At 68.8% G+C, this 17,647-nt stretch carries 13 protein-coding genes and 1 pseudogene; 5 read left to right on the top strand and 9 right to left on the bottom strand.

Going from position 1 to position 17,647, the window contains the following annotated elements:
- Positions 1-90: 90 nt before the first annotated feature.
- Both ACZ7OO_RS33480 and ACZ7OO_RS33485 read right to left on the bottom strand, forming a co-directional pair.
- Positions 91-549 (bottom strand): acyl-CoA thioesterase, encoded by a 459-nt coding sequence (locus ACZ7OO_RS33480; RefSeq protein ID WP_471510622.1) that lies wholly within the window; start codon positions 547-549, stop codon positions 91-93.
- A gap of 403 nt (positions 550-952) precedes the next feature.
- Positions 953-1,933 carry a D-cysteine desulfhydrase family protein gene (locus tag ACZ7OO_RS33485; RefSeq protein ID WP_471510624.1) on the bottom strand — a complete coding sequence of 327 codons (981 nt, stop codon included), beginning with the start codon at positions 1,931-1,933 and terminating at the stop codon, positions 953-955.
- Positions 1,934-2,169: 236 nt separating this feature from the next.
- Here ACZ7OO_RS33485 and ACZ7OO_RS33490 point away from each other — a divergent pair, with 236 nt between their 5' ends.
- A complete protein-coding gene (locus ACZ7OO_RS33490) occupies positions 2,170-2,904 on the top strand; it encodes a lysophospholipid acyltransferase family protein (RefSeq protein WP_471510626.1) in 735 nt (244 codons plus the stop codon).
- Between the two features lie 36 nt (positions 2,905-2,940).
- Here the strand turns inward: ACZ7OO_RS33490 and ACZ7OO_RS33495 are convergent, their stop codons facing one another.
- On the bottom strand, positions 2,941-3,612 hold the full coding sequence (locus ACZ7OO_RS33495; RefSeq protein WP_471510628.1) for a hypothetical protein: 672 nt from the start codon (positions 3,610-3,612) through the stop codon (positions 2,941-2,943).
- A 249-nt stretch (positions 3,613-3,861) separates the two neighbouring features.
- Positions 3,862-4,711: pseudogene (locus ACZ7OO_RS33500) on the bottom strand (ABC transporter substrate-binding protein).
- A 423-nt stretch (positions 4,712-5,134) separates the two neighbouring features.
- Between ACZ7OO_RS33500 and ACZ7OO_RS33505 the strand changes: the two are divergent.
- Positions 5,135-7,435, top strand: coding sequence for an FUSC family protein (locus ACZ7OO_RS33505; RefSeq protein ID WP_471510630.1), 2,301 nt, complete (start codon positions 5,135-5,137; stop codon positions 7,433-7,435).
- A gap of 285 nt (positions 7,436-7,720) precedes the next feature.
- Here the strand turns inward: ACZ7OO_RS33505 and ACZ7OO_RS33510 are convergent, their stop codons facing one another.
- Positions 7,721-8,686, bottom strand: a complete 966-nt coding sequence (locus ACZ7OO_RS33510) for an alpha/beta hydrolase (RefSeq protein ID WP_471510632.1) — start codon at positions 8,684-8,686, stop codon at positions 7,721-7,723.
- Between the two features lie 907 nt (positions 8,687-9,593).
- On the bottom strand, positions 9,594-9,839 hold the full coding sequence (locus ACZ7OO_RS33515; RefSeq protein WP_471510634.1) for a hypothetical protein: 246 nt from the start codon (positions 9,837-9,839) through the stop codon (positions 9,594-9,596).
- A gap of 233 nt (positions 9,840-10,072) precedes the next feature.
- Here ACZ7OO_RS33515 and ACZ7OO_RS33520 point away from each other — a divergent pair, with 233 nt between their 5' ends.
- The gene (locus tag ACZ7OO_RS33520; protein WP_471510636.1) at positions 10,073-11,395 is read left to right on the top strand and encodes an epoxide hydrolase family protein; all 1,323 of its coding nucleotides are present in this window, start codon (positions 10,073-10,075) and stop codon (positions 11,393-11,395) included.
- Positions 11,396-11,597: 202 nt separating this feature from the next.
- Here the strand turns inward: ACZ7OO_RS33520 and ACZ7OO_RS33525 are convergent, their stop codons facing one another.
- Positions 11,598-13,550 carry a LamG-like jellyroll fold domain-containing protein gene (locus ACZ7OO_RS33525; protein ID WP_471510638.1) on the bottom strand — a complete coding sequence of 651 codons (1,953 nt, stop codon included), beginning with the start codon at positions 13,548-13,550 and terminating at the stop codon, positions 11,598-11,600.
- 390 nt (positions 13,551-13,940) lie between these two features.
- On the opposite strand from ACZ7OO_RS33525, the gene ACZ7OO_RS33530 reads away from it, so the two are divergent.
- Both ACZ7OO_RS33530 and ACZ7OO_RS33535 read left to right on the top strand, forming a co-directional pair.
- Positions 13,941-14,357: a DUF5010 domain-containing protein gene (locus ACZ7OO_RS33530; RefSeq protein WP_471510640.1), complete on the top strand. Its 417-nt coding sequence runs from the start codon at positions 13,941-13,943 to the stop codon at positions 14,355-14,357.
- Complete coding sequence (locus ACZ7OO_RS33535) at positions 14,318-15,823, top strand: DUF5010 domain-containing protein (protein ID WP_471510642.1); 1,506 nt, start codon at positions 14,318-14,320, stop codon at positions 15,821-15,823. Before ACZ7OO_RS33530 ends, ACZ7OO_RS33535 begins: the two co-directional genes overlap by 40 nt.
- A gap of 151 nt (positions 15,824-15,974) precedes the next feature.
- On the opposite strand, the gene ACZ7OO_RS33540 is transcribed toward ACZ7OO_RS33535, so the two are convergent.
- Together ACZ7OO_RS33540 and ACZ7OO_RS33545 are read right to left on the bottom strand one after the other, a co-directional pair.
- The gene (locus ACZ7OO_RS33540; protein ID WP_471510644.1) at positions 15,975-17,111 is read right to left on the bottom strand and encodes a glycosyltransferase; all 1,137 of its coding nucleotides are present in this window, start codon (positions 17,109-17,111) and stop codon (positions 15,975-15,977) included.
- Positions 17,112-17,173: 62 nt separating this feature from the next.
- Positions 17,174-17,644 (bottom strand): hypothetical protein, encoded by a 471-nt coding sequence (locus ACZ7OO_RS33545; RefSeq protein ID WP_471510646.1) that lies wholly within the window; start codon positions 17,642-17,644, stop codon positions 17,174-17,176.
- Positions 17,645-17,647: the final 3 nt, after the last annotated feature.

Below are 17,647 nucleotides of genomic sequence, written 5' to 3' on the forward strand. Positions count from 1 at the left end.
AGCAGCGCGGAAGGCTCTGTCGGCGGTGTGGCCCACCACACCGCCGACACCCGCGCGGTACCGCCTGAACTCCGTGCCATGGCACGGAGTTCAGGCGGTGTGCGGCCGCCGGATGGTCCGGGCGATCTCCCGTACCTTGTCGGACCAGGGCGTCGGAGACAGCGTGGTGCTGTCGACACGGACGACGGTACGGCTGCCGTGTGCGTACGTCGTCTCACCGTCGGTCGAGCACACGCGGTAGTGAACGGTGGCCGAGGTCCTGCCCATCCGTTCCGTCCACAGGTGCACGGCGTATTCACCGAAGGCCATGATCGGCAGGTCGTAGGTGATGGTGAAGGCCTTGACGACGTTGAAGGCGTCATCTGTGAGGCCACTCGCACGGATCAGCCCCTGATCCCGCCAGAACGCGACCCAGGCCCGCTCGACCAGTACCTGGTAGCGGCTGTTGTGGAGCAGACCCATCTGGTCCAGGTCGTCGATATGAACAGCCACGGGTATCAGAACGCCGGCGTCAACGGTCGGCGTGCTGCTCTGGGCGGTCGCGGTCATCGTGCTTCTCCTCGGTCACGTGCAGGTCATCGGCCTCCATCTCGCGAAACGGAACCTCCGGGTACGTGGGTTCGCATCTGTGACACGTGACACTCGGAAGAATCCGTGAGGAGCTGTGGGCCGTCCACGGCCCGCCCGGCCATGTGACTTCGGGCCGCGGGGCCACCCGGGACCCGGACGGTCCACCCCCGTCCACGGCGACGCGGTCATCCCGGCCGGCTCGGCGACCGATGGATTCAGGGGGCGGCCGCGAAGCAGACACCGGCGACGCCGACGGGATCGGGGCCCTCCCAGCCGATGGCACCGCACGGCGGTGGCCACCACGGCGGCGGTCAGCTCGTCCTGCCGCACCGGATGCGGGCGGCCCAAGTACCGCGGGACCGGGTTCGGTTGTCCGTGGAGATCAGCCGAAGGTGACCGAGTCCAGTGCGGCCACGCTGCGCCGCACCGTCTGCGTGTGCCCGAAGAGACCGGGAAGCCCGCCCGTGTGGAGGAACACGGTGCGCTGGTTCGGACGGATGTCGCCGTCGCGCACCGCGGCCATCAGGCCCGCCATGGCCCGCCCGCTGTACGTGGGATCCAGGACGATGCCCTCCGCTCGCGCGGTCGCGTTCATTGCTTCCATGACGGGCTCGTGCAGTACTCCGTACCCGGGGCCGACCTGGTCGAGGCGGATGCGCAGCGATGCGGCCGTGACGTCACGACCGGTGAGCTCGCTGGAGAGCGCGGCGACGACATCGGCCGGTTCGGCCACCGCCCCACAGTCGACACCGAGCACGCGGTCCTCACCGAGGGCGCCGATGAGCCCGGCCATGGTGCCGCCGGAGCCGAGCGCCACGACGACATGCTCCACACCGGGCAGCTGCATGCTGATTTCATCGCCTGACTCGACATATCCTCGCGCGGCCAGCGCACTCGATCCGCCGAAGGGAATCACATAGGGACGCGCACCGCGCTCACGGAGTTGTGCACACACCTCCTCGGCGACGGCGCCCATGGTCCCGGGGTCCGTCTCCCCCGACCAGAAGACGCTCGCGCCGAAGAGGCTGTCGAGCACCAGGTTTCCGGAGCCCTCCGCCGCGCTGTCCGCCGTCCCGGGAAATACCAGAACGACTTTCATGCCCAGACGGGCACCGGCAGCCGCCGTCAGACGGGCGTGATTGCTCTGCGCCGCACCTGTCGTGACCAGTGTGTCCGCTCCGGCGGCGAGGGCGTCGCCGACCGTCCATTCCAGCTTGCGTACCTTGTTCCCCCCTCCGCCGAGGCCGGTCAGATCGTCCCGCTTGACCCAGAGTTCGTCACCGTTCAGGCCGAGCGCGACCGCCAGGCGCGGCATGGGTTCCATCGGTGTGAGCCACGTCGAAAGGGAATGCTTGGTGGTCATGGATTCTCCAACGAAGACAGTCATCCGCGGTGCGGCACAGGAGATACGGGAAGAGATGTGCCGTGCCGGACGATTGCAGGACGCACGGGCGTCACTCCACTTCCCGGTCAGGGGCATTCGATGCATGGCGGATATGCACCGACCCGCACCAAAGGATACATATCCGAGTTTCAGTTCATCAGCGGATGATATACAAATCTACCGTGCTCCTGAACATGTCTCATGCGAGGAAACGTATGCCGCGCCGCAAGATCGGAATCACCTACCGGACCATGGCCTCGATCGCGCGGCCCATCGTGTGGGTGCTGTTCAGACGGGACTGGGCGGGTGCACGGCACATTCCCGCGGACGGTGGGTTCATCGCGGCGGTCAACCACAATTCCTATGTCGATCCGTTGGCCTACGGTTACTTTCAGTACACCACCGGACGCCCACCGCGCTTCTTCGCGAAACAGACGCTGTTCAGGGGGACGTTCGGCCGGCTCCTGCACGCCATGAAGCACATCCCCGTCGCCCGCGGCGGGGCGGGAGCGCTGGCGGCGCTGGAAGCGGCGGCGACCGCCGTCCGGGCGGGCGAGGGCGTGGTCTTCTACCCGGAGGGCACACTCACCCGTGACCCTGACATGTGGCCGATGAGCGGTAAGACCGGCATCGCACGGGTCGCGCTGGAGACCGGGTGCCCGGTGATACCCGTGGCACAGTGGGGCGCGAACCTTCTGCTGCCACCGTACGGAAAGATGGGCAGGGTCTTTCCCCGTAGAATCCATCAGGTGCTGGTGGGACCTCCCGTGGACCTGTCACGCTTCGCCGGCAGGGAGCCGGGTCCGGAGGTGTGGCGGGAGGCCACGGAAGAGATCATGGCCGCGATAACCTCGCTGCTGAGCGAGATACGCGGAATCGCCGCGCCGGCGGCCCCGGTTGCGCCACAGTCACCGGCGAACCCGGACGACATCCCTGCGGCGATCGCCTGACCCGCGGCGACGCGACGGCCGGGCACCCAGCCGGTGCTAAGCGTCCTGCACAGAACGCTTCTGCAGCAGCCGGTTGATGGTTCCTAGGTCCACTGAGGTGATGTCGTGCACATCGGTGCGTGTCATCCCGGCCTCCCGCACCGCCCAGTTGATCAGCGGGCCGCGGAGGTCACGGATCCCGGCCCAGGCGCTGAGAAGCTCGCGCGCCATCGTCTGCGCCGTACCCACCCCGCCGGCCGGCAGCGGGGCCGGCTGCTCCCAGGCAGGACTGATCGGATGGGCCGTCACCTCGGGAGCCGCGGCCAGCAGAGCACGGTGCCGCGACGCGAGTTCGCCCCGCCAGTGCGCCGCGCCAGGCGTGTCGCCACTGCCGTAGCTGCGGGGTTCCCACTCGTTCTCCTCGGCCTCCGCAGCCCCGACCACCACGGGAACCAGCTGGGCCAGCCGGCTGCGGACGTCGATCACAGCCGCCAGCTCGCGTAGCGCTCGCGCCCACGGCTCAAGCTCCTGCGCCGCCATGCGGGACCAGTCCTCGGCCAGCCGAGGCGGTACCGCCAGCTTGCACCGAGTGAGCCGTCGCGGGCCGTCCATGAGGTCGAGCCGCACGCCGTGGGCCTGCCAGCTCCCGTTTTCGTCGGCCCACTGCTGCATGCCGATCCGCTGGACGAAATACAGCCCGCTGCCGCGGGACTCTGTGGTGATGTCCATGCTGCTTCCGTTCCGGGATGAGAGGGCAGCGGGTATCTTCTCGGCGAGGCCGCCGGATTCGTCGCCGTGACGGCGGGATGTCGTCGCCGCCCATGACAGGAACACCCGGGACGCAGGGAAACGAGAGCGGGGCCCGTCGCGCCGCGCATGGGAAACCTCACCGCTCGCCCCTGACGTGCGGGGGAGGCCCACCACCGGCCTCAGGGGCAGGGCGCGCTTCCCGATCTCCCCGGGTCCCGGGTGTCCGTCTCAGCCGTCCGACACACCGCGGCCCAGCTCCCACACCTGGAGCACCGAGGAGGAGTTGATGGCGTACGCGACGCCCGTGATGTCGTCCCGGGCCGCGATGTACTCCTTGCCCTGCCACAGCGGCAGGACGGGGATGTCCTCGGCGACGGTGTCCTGGATCCTCGTCCAGGGGCTTGCTGGCGTTGAAGCGGTCGGCCTCACGCCGGGACTCCGGGATCAGCGTGCTCTGGATCCTCGTGTTCGAGTAGGGCAAACCGAGGAAGTTGTGCTTGTCGAGGAAGGGCGCGACGAAGTTGTCGGCATCCGGGAAGTCCGGGAACCAGCCCATGCCCCAGACGTCGTACGCCCCCTGCTGTTCGGCGGGGCGGAAGGTCGCCCAGGGGTGGCCCTGGATGGTGACGTCGAAGAGACCACTGTCGTTGAGCTGCTTGCGCAGGGTCTCGAACTCCTGCTTGGTCGCCGAACCGTAGTGGTCGGTCGTGTAGTGCAGCGTCAGCTTCACCGGGGCCGTGATGCCGGCCTGCGTGAGCAGGGCCTTGGCCTTCGCGGTGCTGGGGTCGCCGTACTTGTTGAAGGAGCAGCTCTGCGCGGCCTCCGGCACCGGATCGCCGTCGCCCTTGGGCTGGATCGTCAGGGTCTGCACCGTCGGACGCAGGAGGTTCCAGGCGCTGGTGTCATACGTGTAGGCGGGGTCAAGTGGCGCCGGGGCGTCCTGGGTGGCGGTGAACTGGTCGGTGGTGGCGACGACAATGGCGCCGCCCTTGCTTCCGGTGTCGGCTCCACCGCACCCGGCGAGCGCCGGGGTGAGCAGGCCGGCCACGGCTGACAGCGCCAGAGTCTTGCGGTTCATGCGGAGTTTCTCCAGGGGCGTTCCGACCGTGTACCCGGCATGCATGAGGGTGCGTCAGGGTGACGGAGGGTGGTGGCGGTGCAGTTGCGACGAGACCAGTCCGCTCTCACAAGTGGACCGGCAGCCCATGTGAGTCGAGTCCCGATCGCTCAGCGAGAATCGCCAAGAGCCCAATGCCGACAGGACTAGCACTTGACCGGTCAACGATATTGAGGAGTTGATGAACTGTCAACGTGTCGCACGTTCACTTCGACACCTGTCATGCAGGTATCTCACTGTCCTTCATATGCACGGATCCGCCGCCCCGTGACGGCACCGCCGGACAACTCGCCCCCAACGGTCAGGAGCGGCGTCGTGATCCTGTGCCATCGTCTCTGCCAGAGGCTCCTGGCCAGGCGGGTGCCCTGTCAGCAGGAGGAGCCGTTGGTACAGAACTATGCCCCCGGCAGCCGTCTCGAAGCTGCCCTCTCATGGCTTCGCGCACACGACCCGGACCTGGCGGCGACCCGGCGCGCCGGACGCGCCGCCCTGGTGATTCCCAGCCTCTACGCCCTGTGCAGCCAGGTGATCGGCTCGCCCACCGTGGCCACCTTCGCCTCCTTCGCCTCGTTCTCGATGCTGCTGCTCGTGGACTTCAGCGGCCCCATGACCGAGCGCCTGCGCGCACACCTCGGCCTGACCGTCGCCTGGGCCGTCCTCATCTGCCTGGGCACGCTCGTCGCCCACCAGATCTGGCTCGCGGTCGTCGTCACCGTCGTCATCGCATTCCTCGTGCTGTTCTGCGGAGTCGTCAGCTCCGTCCTGGCAGGCGCGTCCACCGCGATGCTCCTGGCCTTCATCCTCCCGGTGGCCACCCCGGTACCGCTGTCCCAGCTCCCGGAACGACTGGCGGGAGCGGGACTGGCGGCGGCGACCGCCATGCTGGCCATCTCCCTGCTGTGGCCCCGGCCGGCGAGGGATCCGCTCGGCGCACCAGCCGCCCGTGTGTGCCGGGCCGCCGCGAGACAGCTGTCGGACGAGGCGGATCTGCCGGCCGGCGCGCCACACGCCCCAGGCCCCGGCCGCTGCCGCGCCACCGCGATCGAGACCACCGCCGCGGCGGACGACCTGCGCACCGTCTTCAACGCCACCCCTTACCGGCCCACGGGATTGTCCGCGGGCTCACGGGCTCTCGTCCGCCTGGTCGACGAACTGACCTGGCTCAGCCGGATCCTCGCCGACAGCACGCCTCCGGCCGCAGGCCGGCCGGCCTGCGACGTGAGCGCACACCAGGTACGGCGGGCCGCCGCCGCGGTACTGGACGAGGCGGCCGCTCTGCTCGACGCCCCGAGCAGCTCGCCCGCGGCGCTGCGCTCCGCCGCGGACCACCTGCGCGCGGCCCTGGACGACATGGAACGCAGCGCCAGCGTCCGGCTTCCCGTGCACGAGGAAGGCACCGGCACGCCCTCCCGGGTGCATCCCGTGATCGGGTTCCTGGATCTGTCGTTCCACGCGCAGAAGGTGGGGTTCGCGACGCTTCAGATCGCGAGCAACGTGGATCGTGTCGCGGCCGCCGAACGTCGTTCCTGGACCGATCGCCTCCTCGGACGTGAACCCGGAGCCGTCACCGAGCCCCTGGCCTCCGCACACGAACGGGCCGCCGCCCATCTCCGGCCCCAGTCCGTGTGGCTGCACAACAGTCTCCGGGGAGCGCTCGGCCTCGGTATCGCGGTCGCCCTCGTCGATCTGACCAGCGTCGAGCGTTCGTTCTGGGTACTCCTCGGCACCCTGTCGGTGCTGCGTTCGAACGCCCTCAGCACCGGGCAGAACGCCGTCCGCGCGGTCGCCGGCACCGTCGCGGGGTCGTTGATCGGAGCCCTGCTGCTGAAGCTGATCGGGCATCACGGCGCGCTGCTGTGGGTCCTGCTGCCCTTCGCGGTCCTGCTCGCCGGCACCGCCCCTTCCGTCATCTCCTATGCCGCCGGTCAGGCGTCCTTCACCATCACCCTGGTCGTCCTGTTCAACATCGGCATGATCCCGGACTGGCACATCGTGCTGCTGCGTATCCAGGACATCGCCATCGGCTGCGGCGTGAGCCTGCTGGTGGCCCTGTTCTTCTGGCCCCGCGGCGCGACGGCCGCGGTGAACCGGGCGCTCGCCGACGCGTACACCGACGGCGCCCGCTACCTGACCGGCTCGGTGGCCTACGCGCTGGGCCGGTGCGGCACCGGCCCCGCCCCGTCGGCGGATGCCGCTCTGGAGGAGGGCCGTACGGCAGCCGCGTCGGCGCGGCGTCTCGACGACGCCTTCCGCAACTACCTCGCCGAACGCGGCGCGAAGCCGGTGCCGCTCGCCGACATGAGCACCCTGGTCACGGGCGTGGTGGCGCTGCGGCTGGCCGCGGACTCGGTGCTGAGCCTGTGGCAGTGCACCGAGGAGCGGGACACGGAGGCGGACCGGGTGGCGGCGCGCCTCGTCATCCTGAGCGCGGCCGACCGGGTGAGCCGCTGGTACGGCGACCTGGCGGACGGTCTGGTCCGGGCCGCCGCCGTTCCCGATCCGCTGCCCCGCAATCCCGCGGCCGAGGACCGGTTGGTGGAGTCCCTGCGCCGTGATCTGACCGACGAGCGCGGCCAGGCCACGGCCACGGCGGTACGCATCATCTGGACGGCCGACCACATCGACACCGCCCGGCGCCTCCAGCCGGGTCTGGTCGAGGCCGCGGCGACGGACGTCGCGTCGTGAGGTCGGCCGGGACCGGTCGTCCTGCGCCGTCGGCCGGGAGTGCACCGCGGCCCGGTCACGGGTGTCCGAGCGGACGGTGAACCACCCTGGTACCGCGGGGATGTCGGCCGGTCCGACTGCCCGGTGACGCTGCGCCGGCCCGGCGGCCGGTCACCGGCGCGGAGCCCGCCGCGTCGGCCTCGGCACGGCACACCGCCGCCGGACGCTCCGTGGAGCTCCGGGGCGCCGGCCCGTCCGGCGCGACGGTCACGCCGCGTCGGACGGTCAGGATCAGCGAAGGAGGTGTCAGACCGACGGGCTGGACGCGTCGCCGTGCAAGCCCCGTCGGAGCGCGTCGAGCTGTCCGGCGATCATGCGGCGGCTCACCTCCGCGTCGGGGTTCAGTTCGGACACACCGTGGGAGGCACCCGGGAAGTGGCGCAGTTCGGTGGGCACCCCCGCGATGATCAGCCGCTGGGCGTACGCGAAGCCCTCGTCGCGCAGCGGATCGAACTCGGCGAGCGCGATGTACGTCGGCGGCAGCCCGGCCAGGTCCTCGGCGCGGGCCGGAGCGGCATAGGGGCTGACATCGTCGCCGCGCCCCGTCCTCGTACCGCCGAGATAGCTGTCCCACATCACCTCCGCATTGCGCCGGTTGAACCCGGGAGTGTCGACGAAGGTGTTCATCGAGGGCGTTTCGAGGCGGTCGTCCAACACCGGCAGACCGAGGTACTGCATCGTCAGCCTCGGTCCGTTGCCGTCGCGTGCGGCCAGAGCCACGGCGGCGGCCAGGTTCGCGCCGGCGCTCTCCCCCGCGATGCCGATCCGCTGGGGGTCCACGCCGAGTTCATCCACGTGCTCGACCATCCATTCGAGAGCGGCGTAGCCGTCCTCCATGCCCGCCGGGAAGGGAGCCTCCGGCGCGACGCGGTAGTCCACGGAGACCACCACGGCGCCCACTTCGGCGGCGATCCGGGTGGTCTGGCTTTCGAAGAAGTCGACAAGGCTCAGGATGAAGGCGCCACCGTGCAGGAAGAGCAGGCCGGGCAGCTTCCCCTCGTGGCCGGTCGGCGTGTAGATCCGAACGCGGAAGTCCGGAGCGCCGTGCAGTCCGGGCACGCTGACGTCCCGGATCTCGACCGGCGTCGGCGGCTCGTAGGGCGGAGCCGGCAGGACCGCGCCGGCCGCCCGACTGCCGGCCACGAAGGGATGCAGGGTGCCTGAGCTTCCGGGGTCAACCGCGGCGGCTTCCGTGGCGAGCGGATCGGTCATGGTGCTGCTCCTGTCGTCAAACGTGGGGGGTGGGGCTGTCGGTCAGCTTCCGGACGCGGTGGTGAGGAGATCGGAGCTGTGCTGCGGGTCCGGTGAGCCGCGAAGTGTGTGTGAGTCAGGTTGTTCCGCGTACGGTGACATCACGACGCGGCACGTGTTCTGATGTCGTGAGAGTCTGCGGCAGACCACCGCAGGACTCGGCAATCCTCGGGGAGCGGCTCGTCGGATCCTGCCCGGCTGACCGGAACCCGCAGAAGATCGTAAACACATATTACTTGTTCAGTCAATTAAAGGGACGTCCGTCGGTATCGGGGGACCTGACTGGCGCCCCCCGTCGCGGACTTGACAGCCACGAGCGATTGCCGGGAGGGGCGGGTGCGCAGACCCGTCAGCGAGATCAGAAGACCGGCAAGGGCGATTCCGGTCACGACCACCCAGGGCGCCCGTCAGAGCATCCCCTGAAGCTGGAATGCCCGGAGGTGTTCGTGGTGAGTACCGCCGCCACAACGGCGAGGCACATGGCTCCGCCCACCTGGCCGAGGTGTGACACCATGCCCTGCTCGTGGTCCTCGACACTGTCGGCCGCCTGAAGGTTGAGCGAGGGTGGATCAGCGCGGAGGCCGCACCGAGCAGCGGAATCGGCCGCATCACGACGGCGTACACGGGGTGCAGGCCGGCCCGGAGGAACAGCGTGCAGCCGTCGCCCATGAGGACGAAGCCAGTGGTGACCAGCCGCGGCGTACCGAAGCGGTCGATGAACGCGCCCACCTTGCCCGAGGAGAGGGCCACCAACGCTCCCGAAGGCAGGAAGGCGAGCGCTGTATGCAGGGCGGACCAGCCGAGCAGCGACTGCATGTAGGGCGTGGCGCCTGGAACCCGGCGTAGGAGCCGGAGTAGAAGACGGCTGTCAACTGCGCCCGGATCCGATGCGCCGAGCGGAACAGCCCGAGCCCGAGGAGCAGGGCCGCCGAGCGCCGCTCGACGAGCACGAGGCGGTCAGCAGCACCACGATGGCAGCGAAGGACAGCAGCGCACGCGGTGCCGTCCAGCCGACCTGCGGTGCCTGCACGACGGTGAAGACGAGCAGCAGCAGCGTTCCCGGGGCGCGTCCACCCGAGCCCATCGACAGAAGCCGCGCGAGTTGCGCACTCACACAGAGAAAGATACCGTTACAGATAGTAATGAGCCTTTTGAGTCGCACGAGCGCCTCGGTGCCACGCGAATCCAAGCTCGAAACCGCGAGCTTGGCTCGGTTCACCAGCGGTGAAGCAACTCGCTCAGCGCGAACCCCAGTTCGCGCCCATGAGCAGGAGGCTCGTGGAGGAAGCGCGCCCTCCCCCACACTCCGCAACTCCGAACTCAGGAATGATTGCAGGGAGATCCGTCATGCCCGAATGTCTCAGCTCGTACTCCCGTCGGAAATTCCTCTCCACGTCCGCCGCCGCGGTTTCCGTGGCGGCCACCGGAGCTCTGGGACTGCAGGCCTGGAACGACTCGGGCAAGCCGGCCTCGGCGAGCGTGAGGCAGAGCATCCGCCCTTTCCGCGTGAACATTCCGGAGCAGGACCTGAGGGACCTGCGCCGCCGGATCATGGCGACACGCTGGCCCGACCGTGAGACCGTCAAGGACCAGTCCCAGGGCGTCCAGCTCGCCACGATGAAGGAGCTCACCCAGTACTGGGGGACGAAGTACAACTGGCGGAACATCGAGGACACGCTCAACGCCCTGCCGCAGTACATCACCGAGATCGACGGACTGGACATACATTTCATCCACGTCCGCTCCCGCCACACGAACGCCCTTCCGATCATCCTCACCCACGGCTGGCCCGGCTCCATCCTGGAGTTCCTGAAGGTCATCGGACCGCTCAGTGACCCCACGGCACACGGAGGCCGCGCCGAGGACGCCTTCCACCTCGTCATCCCCTCGATGCCCGGTTACGGCTTCTCCGAGCGGCCGACGACCACCGGGTGGAACCCCGACCGCATCGCGCGCGCCTGGGCCGTGCTGATGGACCGGCTGGGGTACGACCACTACGTCTCCCAGGGCGGCGACTGGGGCGCCGTGGTCTCGGACAAGATGGCGGTGCAGAAGCCCCCGGGGCTGCTCGGCATCCACGTCAACTTCCCCGCCACCGTGCCCCCCGACATCGCGCAGAGGCTTCAATGCGGTTACTCCGCGCCGGCCGGTCTGGACCCCGACGAGCTGGCCGCCTACAACAAGCTCGCCACCTTCTACAAGACCGGCTCAGGCTACTCGGCCATGATGGTCACCCGGCCCCAGACCGAGGGATACGGGCTGACGGACTCGCCCGCGGGTCTGGCGGCCTGGATGTACGACAAGTTCGCGGCATGGACGTACAGCGGCGGCCACCCCGAACGCGTGCTGACCAAGGACGAGATGCTGAACGACATCACCCTGTACTGGGTGACGAACACCGCCGTCTCCTCGTCGCGGCTCTACTGGGAGAACAACGCCAACAACTTCAACGCCGTGTCGGTGTCGATCCCGGCCGCCATCACGGTCTTTCCCGGCGAGATCTACCAGGCCCCGCGCAGCTGGGCGTCACGCGCGTACCACGACCTCTTCTACTACCACAAGGCCAGCAGCGGCGGTCACTTCGCGGCCTGGGAGGTCCCAGGCATCTTCACGCAGGAACTCCGCGCCGCGTTCTCGTCCCTGCGCCCGCAGAAAACTGCAGGAAAGTAGGCGAACCGCCCCGAAGACGTGGGCACGCGTCACCCGCCGGCGCGACAGCGGCCGTCGGGTGACGCATACTTTCGCCCGCCTGAGCGGCGCCGGGCCGGCCCCGGGGCTGACCCGGAGGTCACCCAGCGGGACGACCGACCATCCATGGAAACGGATCGACGTACCGGCTCCGGTCGTCGGGCCGGAGCCGGGAGGCGGTGTCCTACTTGGCGGTCAGGAACTCGTCCTCGGACAGGGGACGGTTCACGATCCGGATGTCACCGACGTTGCCGTGGAAGACCACGTCGACGGCGCCCGCGTACTCGTGACCGCCCACCAGCCAGGGCAGCCCGAGCGAGGTGAGCCCGACCGACAGGCGCTTCGGGTTGTCGACTACCGGCGCGCCCTCGACGTACAGCTTCGTGAACCGGCCGTCGTTGACCACGGCCAGATGCCACCACTTGAGCTCCACCAGGCCGTGACCCCAGTTGGTCGTCGGGTAGGTGTCGTTCGTCGGGTAGTGGTTGAACTGCGGCTCACGGCCGTTGTTCGTGATGGCGAACTGGGCCAGCGGCTCATTGGGGTCGGTGTTCTTGCCGTGCTTGCCGGCGGCACCGGCCGAACCACGGCGGCTGAGGAACGACGCGTTGCCGTTCTTTCCGGCGTCCCAGTCCAGCGGCATCCTGACGAACGCCTCGATGGTGTAGCCGGTCTTGAACGTCTCGGCGTTCAGCGGAGCCTTCGCCCCGGTGGTCAGATACGCGCCGTGAACGGGGTTGCGGCCGCCGACGAACTGGAGGCTGGCGTGGCCGGGCTGGTCGGGGTGATGGTCGGCGGACCAGGTCAGCGCGTCGGCCGCGCTGCCCGGGACACTCACCACCGTCAGGTCGTTGCCCTTGCCCGACAGGTCGTGGATCCGCTGGCCCTCGGCGAGTGCCGTGCCGGGGGCGCCCTGCCCGTCGAAGCGCCAGTACGCCAGCGTGCCCTTCACCAGTTCCCGTGCCGCGGGGCGGGCCGGACGCACCGGAACGGGGTCGAAGCCGGAGAACCGCTCCTTGAAGTCGATCGGCACCGAGAAGTTGTCGACCGGGCCGCTGACCCGGGCGAGTTCGGCCGCCAGCTCGTGGCGGGACTCCGGGTCCTGGGCCAGGATCCACGGGTTGATCGTCTCGACGTCGATCGTGTTGCGGACCAGGTCGAAGTGGTAGAGCCGGATCATGCCGCCACCGCCGAAGTAGCGGTTCTGGTAGTTGGCGATGTGCATGTGCACGTCGTTGCCGGCGGCGTTCTTCTTGGTGGTACGCCCGGGCGGCCAGTAGTGGCCGTTGACGGTCAGGAAGACCTGGTCGTTGTCCTCGACCAGCTTGTCCCAGACCGTCTGGCCGTGGTCGGAGAGCCCGGCGTTGTTCTCCGGGTCCCCGGACTCGTAGGGGAAAACGTTGTCATCGTAGGTCGACCACACCATGTCGTGCGTCGTGATGATCACCGGCATCTTGGGGTGGGCCTTGATGACCTCGTTGGCCCACGCGAAGCCCTGGTCGGTGGTGCGCCAGTCCAGGGCCAGCAGCAGCCAGGAGCGGCCGGCGGCCTGGAAGATGTGCGCGGTGTTGTAGCCGGTCGTGTCCGCCGCGGCGAACGTCTTCGAGTGCTTGAACCGGCGCGGGCCCATGGTCTGCAGGTACGTCGTGTCGCCACGGGTGTCGTCGCCGCTCAGGTCGTGGTTTCCGGCCACCACGCTGTACGCGGCGCCGTGCGCGTCCAGCAGGGCGAACGCCTTGTCGACCTGCTCGAACGACGACGGGTCGGCGTCCTGCGTCATGTCACCGAGGTGTGCCATGAACACGATGTTGAGGTCGGGGTTCCCGCTGTTGTCGATGATGTAGCGGAACGACTCCTCCTGCGGCGTCCGGTTGACGCTGTCCTGGCTGCCCCAGTAGAGGAACTGCGTGTCCGGCATGATCGCGACCGTGAACTGGAGGGAGGTCGGATCCGGATTCCACTTGCCGATCCTGCCGGTCTTGGTGGCGTCCGCGGCCGACGCGGGCGACGCACCGATCACGGAGGCCCCGGTCCCTACGACCGCCGCCCCCGCACCGGCCAGTGCGGCATTGCGCAGGAATCCTCGTCGGTTGTGCCCGGTCGGTTCTGCCGTCGGGTTGTCACCGTTGTTACACATGGGAACTCTTTCGGATTGATTGTTCAAGCAACAACGACGCTAAGCAGCGGCGCTTCCGGCCGGGCAGACACGAAATGACAAACGACGATCAAGTGTCTGTCCAGGACTGAACGCGCAGGTCAAGTCGCGACCGAAAGCCGATCTCCCGGTGAACCGGCGGTGGACGGACGGCTTCGCCGGCGCCCGGGAGCGCGCACTCGGACGGGCGAGTCGCCGATGGCATGGCAGGATCACATGTGTCTTCCCCGCCATCTGCGCGGCGACGGGCGAGCCCCTTTCCGAGAGGGCGAACCGCCCTCTGGAAGCCCACTGCTGAGAGAGCTTGCACACATGGGCATACGTGTTCGGAACGGTCGGCATCGCAGGAAACACCGGTCGTCCCTCGCGGTCATGATGACCGCCGCCGGAATCGGCCTGGCGGCCACGCTGACCGGTTCTGCCGGGGCCGCCACGACATCCGTGGTCATCGACACGGGCGGGTCCGTCCTGTCGCACCGCGCCGCCGGCAGGACCGGATCGCTGGGCGTCACCTTCGGCTTCGACACCACGACACTGCCCGGTGGCCCTTACGAGAACCAGGGCAGCCAGACCTACAACTTTCCCCTCTACGAGGCGGCCCGGGGCACGACTCCTCAGTTCTGGGACAACTATGTCGAGGAACTGGTGTCCGCCGGCGTCGACTTCGTGGCGGTGGACACGCGCGAGTACATCCCCGGCTCCGCCGTCCCCAACCAGGGCGGAGAGACCCGCGCGCACTCGCCGGTCTGGTGGACGCGATCAACCGCGGGGGTTACGCGGACAAGCTGAAGATCGCCGCGTTCGACGACATACCGGCGTCCATGACCGACAAGAAGAACCAGGTCAAGCACCATGCCGGCGGCTACTCACCGCTCTTCGACATGGGAGACACGGACGGCTCCGGCGAAGGCGGCTACCAGTACCTGTGGGACAACGACCTGAGGTCGTACTTCCAGACCGTGCCGGACAACCTCCTGTACAAGGTGAGCGGCCAGCCGGTCGTCTATTTCTGGTCCGACAACACTTACGCCTTCACCAACCAGGGCAACGGCAACTCCGCGAGGATGCTGCAGTACGTCCGCTCACAAGCGCAGTCCGAGTTCGGCCAGAACCCCTACTTCGTCGTCGACAACAGCTGGCTGAAGAACGACTCCGCGGTGTCGGCCGTAGCGAACGGGGCGAACAGCTGGTTCGGGGTGCCGAGCCCGTCGTACACCAACCAGACCTTCAACGGCGCCTCCTACGGCGTCGCGGTGCCCGGATTCCACTTCGTGACGGGCACCACCAACATGGTGATCGGCCCGAATCACGGACAGACCCTGGTCAGCAATCTCACCGACTGGCAGGAGGGCGCGGGCCTGTGGCGTACCCGGAACGCGCCGTACGCCACCACGCAGCGCGACTATCCGAACCAGAACATCAACATCCTGCGTCGCTACTCGAACACCCCTTTCCCCGACGACATGGTGGTCCAGGCCGAGTCGGCGGACACGGTCAACGACACGACCGCGGGCAACCTGTGGAACGTCTACCGCAGCGACGACCTGGACGTACAGCCGGCCACTGACACCGGCGGCGGATGGAACGTCGGCAGTGTCGCCGCGGGCGAATGGCTGCAGTGGAAGGAGGTGCCCATGCAGGGGACCGAGAACCTCCCCGTCCGCGTCGCCACGCCGAACAGCGGCGCCCAGATCCGCTTCGTCGTCGACGGTGTCGCCGGGCCCGTCGTCGACGTGCCCAACACCGGCGGCTGGCAGACCTGGCAGACCGTGGACGCGGGTTCCTTCCAGTTCACCTCGGGGACGTACCACACCGTGCAGCTCCAGCAGGTGACGGGCGGCGAGAACATCAACTGGTGGCAGGCCAAGCGAGCTGCCGAGCCGACCGAAGCAGCGCCCCGCCAGGTTCACTTGCGCGGGTACCCAGTCCGAGGCCGCGGGATACGGGGCCGACATCACGTCCGCCCGCGTGACACGTACCGTCACGATTCCCCCGCAAGATATGTACCTCATCTGCACCTCGTAAGGTATGCACTCACGCGTGGCAGCGCCGACCACCGGTGTCTGCCCGACCCCCGCCACAGGAAGAAGAGGGCAACCATGGTGTCGGAGAGCGAGCTGACGGAACAGGCACGTCTCACCCACGAGGCACATGTCGAAGCCTGCAGGTCCTGCAAGACCGACAACAAGCCGTGCCAGGCGGCGAAGCTCCTCAGACGCGAGTACAACAACCTGCTGAGATCGACGAGGCGTTGACACCGCCCACCGCTGCGGCCTGAGGTCCGTCGGCGCCTTCGGCATTCCCTGAGCAGCGGCTGCGTGGCGCCGCGCCAGTGCTCGACGGGCGGCCGCGGTCCGTGCTGCCGGCAAGAGGGCGGGGCCGGCCGTGCCGGCCATGTCCCGCCGGTCACCCGGCCGCGGCGACGAGTTCCTCGGCCACCTGGGACGCGGACGGCATCGCCGCTATCTCCTCGCGCAACCGGTGCGCTTCCTTGGTGTAGACGGGGTCGGACAGCACCAGCCCGACGGCGGCCGTGACGGCTTCCGGGGACGCCTCGTCCATGGGCAGGGCCCGTCCGGCTCCCGAGGCCTCCAGGCGGTGGGCCTGGCGCAGCTGACCGGGGGTGCTCGGTGCGACGACGGCGGGGACACCGCGCGCCGCCGCGCCGAACGTGGTGCCCGAGCCACCGTGGTGCACGACGACCGACACCCCGTCGAGCAACTCCGCGGCGGGCAGGAAGCCGACCAGTTCCACCCGGTCCGGATCCAGCCCGAAGCCGTCGACGGACGCGTCTCCTGACGTCGTCGCCACCAGGTCGACGTCCAGCGTGCTGAGTGACCTGAGCAGCGAACCGAGCTTCTCCGGCTCCCGCTTGGAGGTGCTGAAACTGACCAGTACCCGAGGCCGGCCGGTCAGCGCCGTTCGCCGTTCGCGCGGGGTCCCCTCGGGAGCCTGGTGGGGCTCGGGCCGCAGCGCCCGGTGTTCCATTCCCGGCAATGTGCCGTCGCGGCGCAGGCTGGGCGGACAGAGGTCCAGCAGCCAACGTCCGGAGGGCGCGTGGGCCGGCGGTTCGATGCCGCGTTCCAGGTAGCGGGAGCGCGCGCTGGCGGCCAGGGCGTCCAGTACGTCCGGTTCCAGCGCCGGGTCGATGGCCATCACCGCCGACGGCAGGTCGAGCGCCGTGGCGACGAACTGCCCCACGTAGTCGCAGTGTTCCGAAACGATCACATGGGGCGCCCACTGCCTCGTGCCGGCGAGGGCCTCGTCCGCACTGAGGTCGAGGCGAGCGCCGGCGAAGTACTCACCGACGAATGCCGGCGATCCCACCCCGGCCCCGCGGGTCCGGCGGACCGCCTCGGCGACCATGACCTCCTGTGACGGGCCGACGGGAATCAGGGCGAATCCCTCGGACTCGACCGGGCGCGCGAGCTGCGCGGCCGCGGCGAAGGCGACGGTATGTCCCTGCTTCCGCAGTGCCCGCGCCAGGGGCAGCATCGGCAGGACATGCCCCAGCATGGGGGTGCTGAACATGAGAATGCGCATACGCGAACGCTACTACATTGTTGCACGGTCAAGCATTTTGGGTGGCTCGACCCGCCCTGCCGTCAGGCGACGGACACGACCTGCACGGAACCTGCACCTGATTTAACAGAACCAAGCAGAATATCGAAGAAGAAATTCTCATCCGGGCGCGTGCTCAGTGTCACGGTTTGACCAGGAGTGACCTCAGAGGCCGGAGAAATACGCCGGTCCCCTTCATGCCGCCCGCTCACCATGGCGACCTTCACGGGGTTGCGGCCGATATTCCGCAGGGTCACGGCCGTCGTCCGGGGGCACTTGCCGAGCACGCCCTTCGTGCAATTGAACCGGAGGTCACCGAACGCGGTCGTGCCGCACGAGACCTCGTACCGCCGGTCGGACAGCGACGTGCACACGGTGCCCGCCTCGACCGCCGCCGGTACGTCCCGCTGGGGCGCGGCATCGGAGGAGGTGTGCGCGGCCATCGCCGCGAGGACGGCCGCGGTCGCGATGACGGCGGCCGCGGCACCCATCAGGAGCCCGCTGACGATCCGCACTCG

Source organism: Streptomyces sp. NPDC111744 (assembly GCF_055634995.1).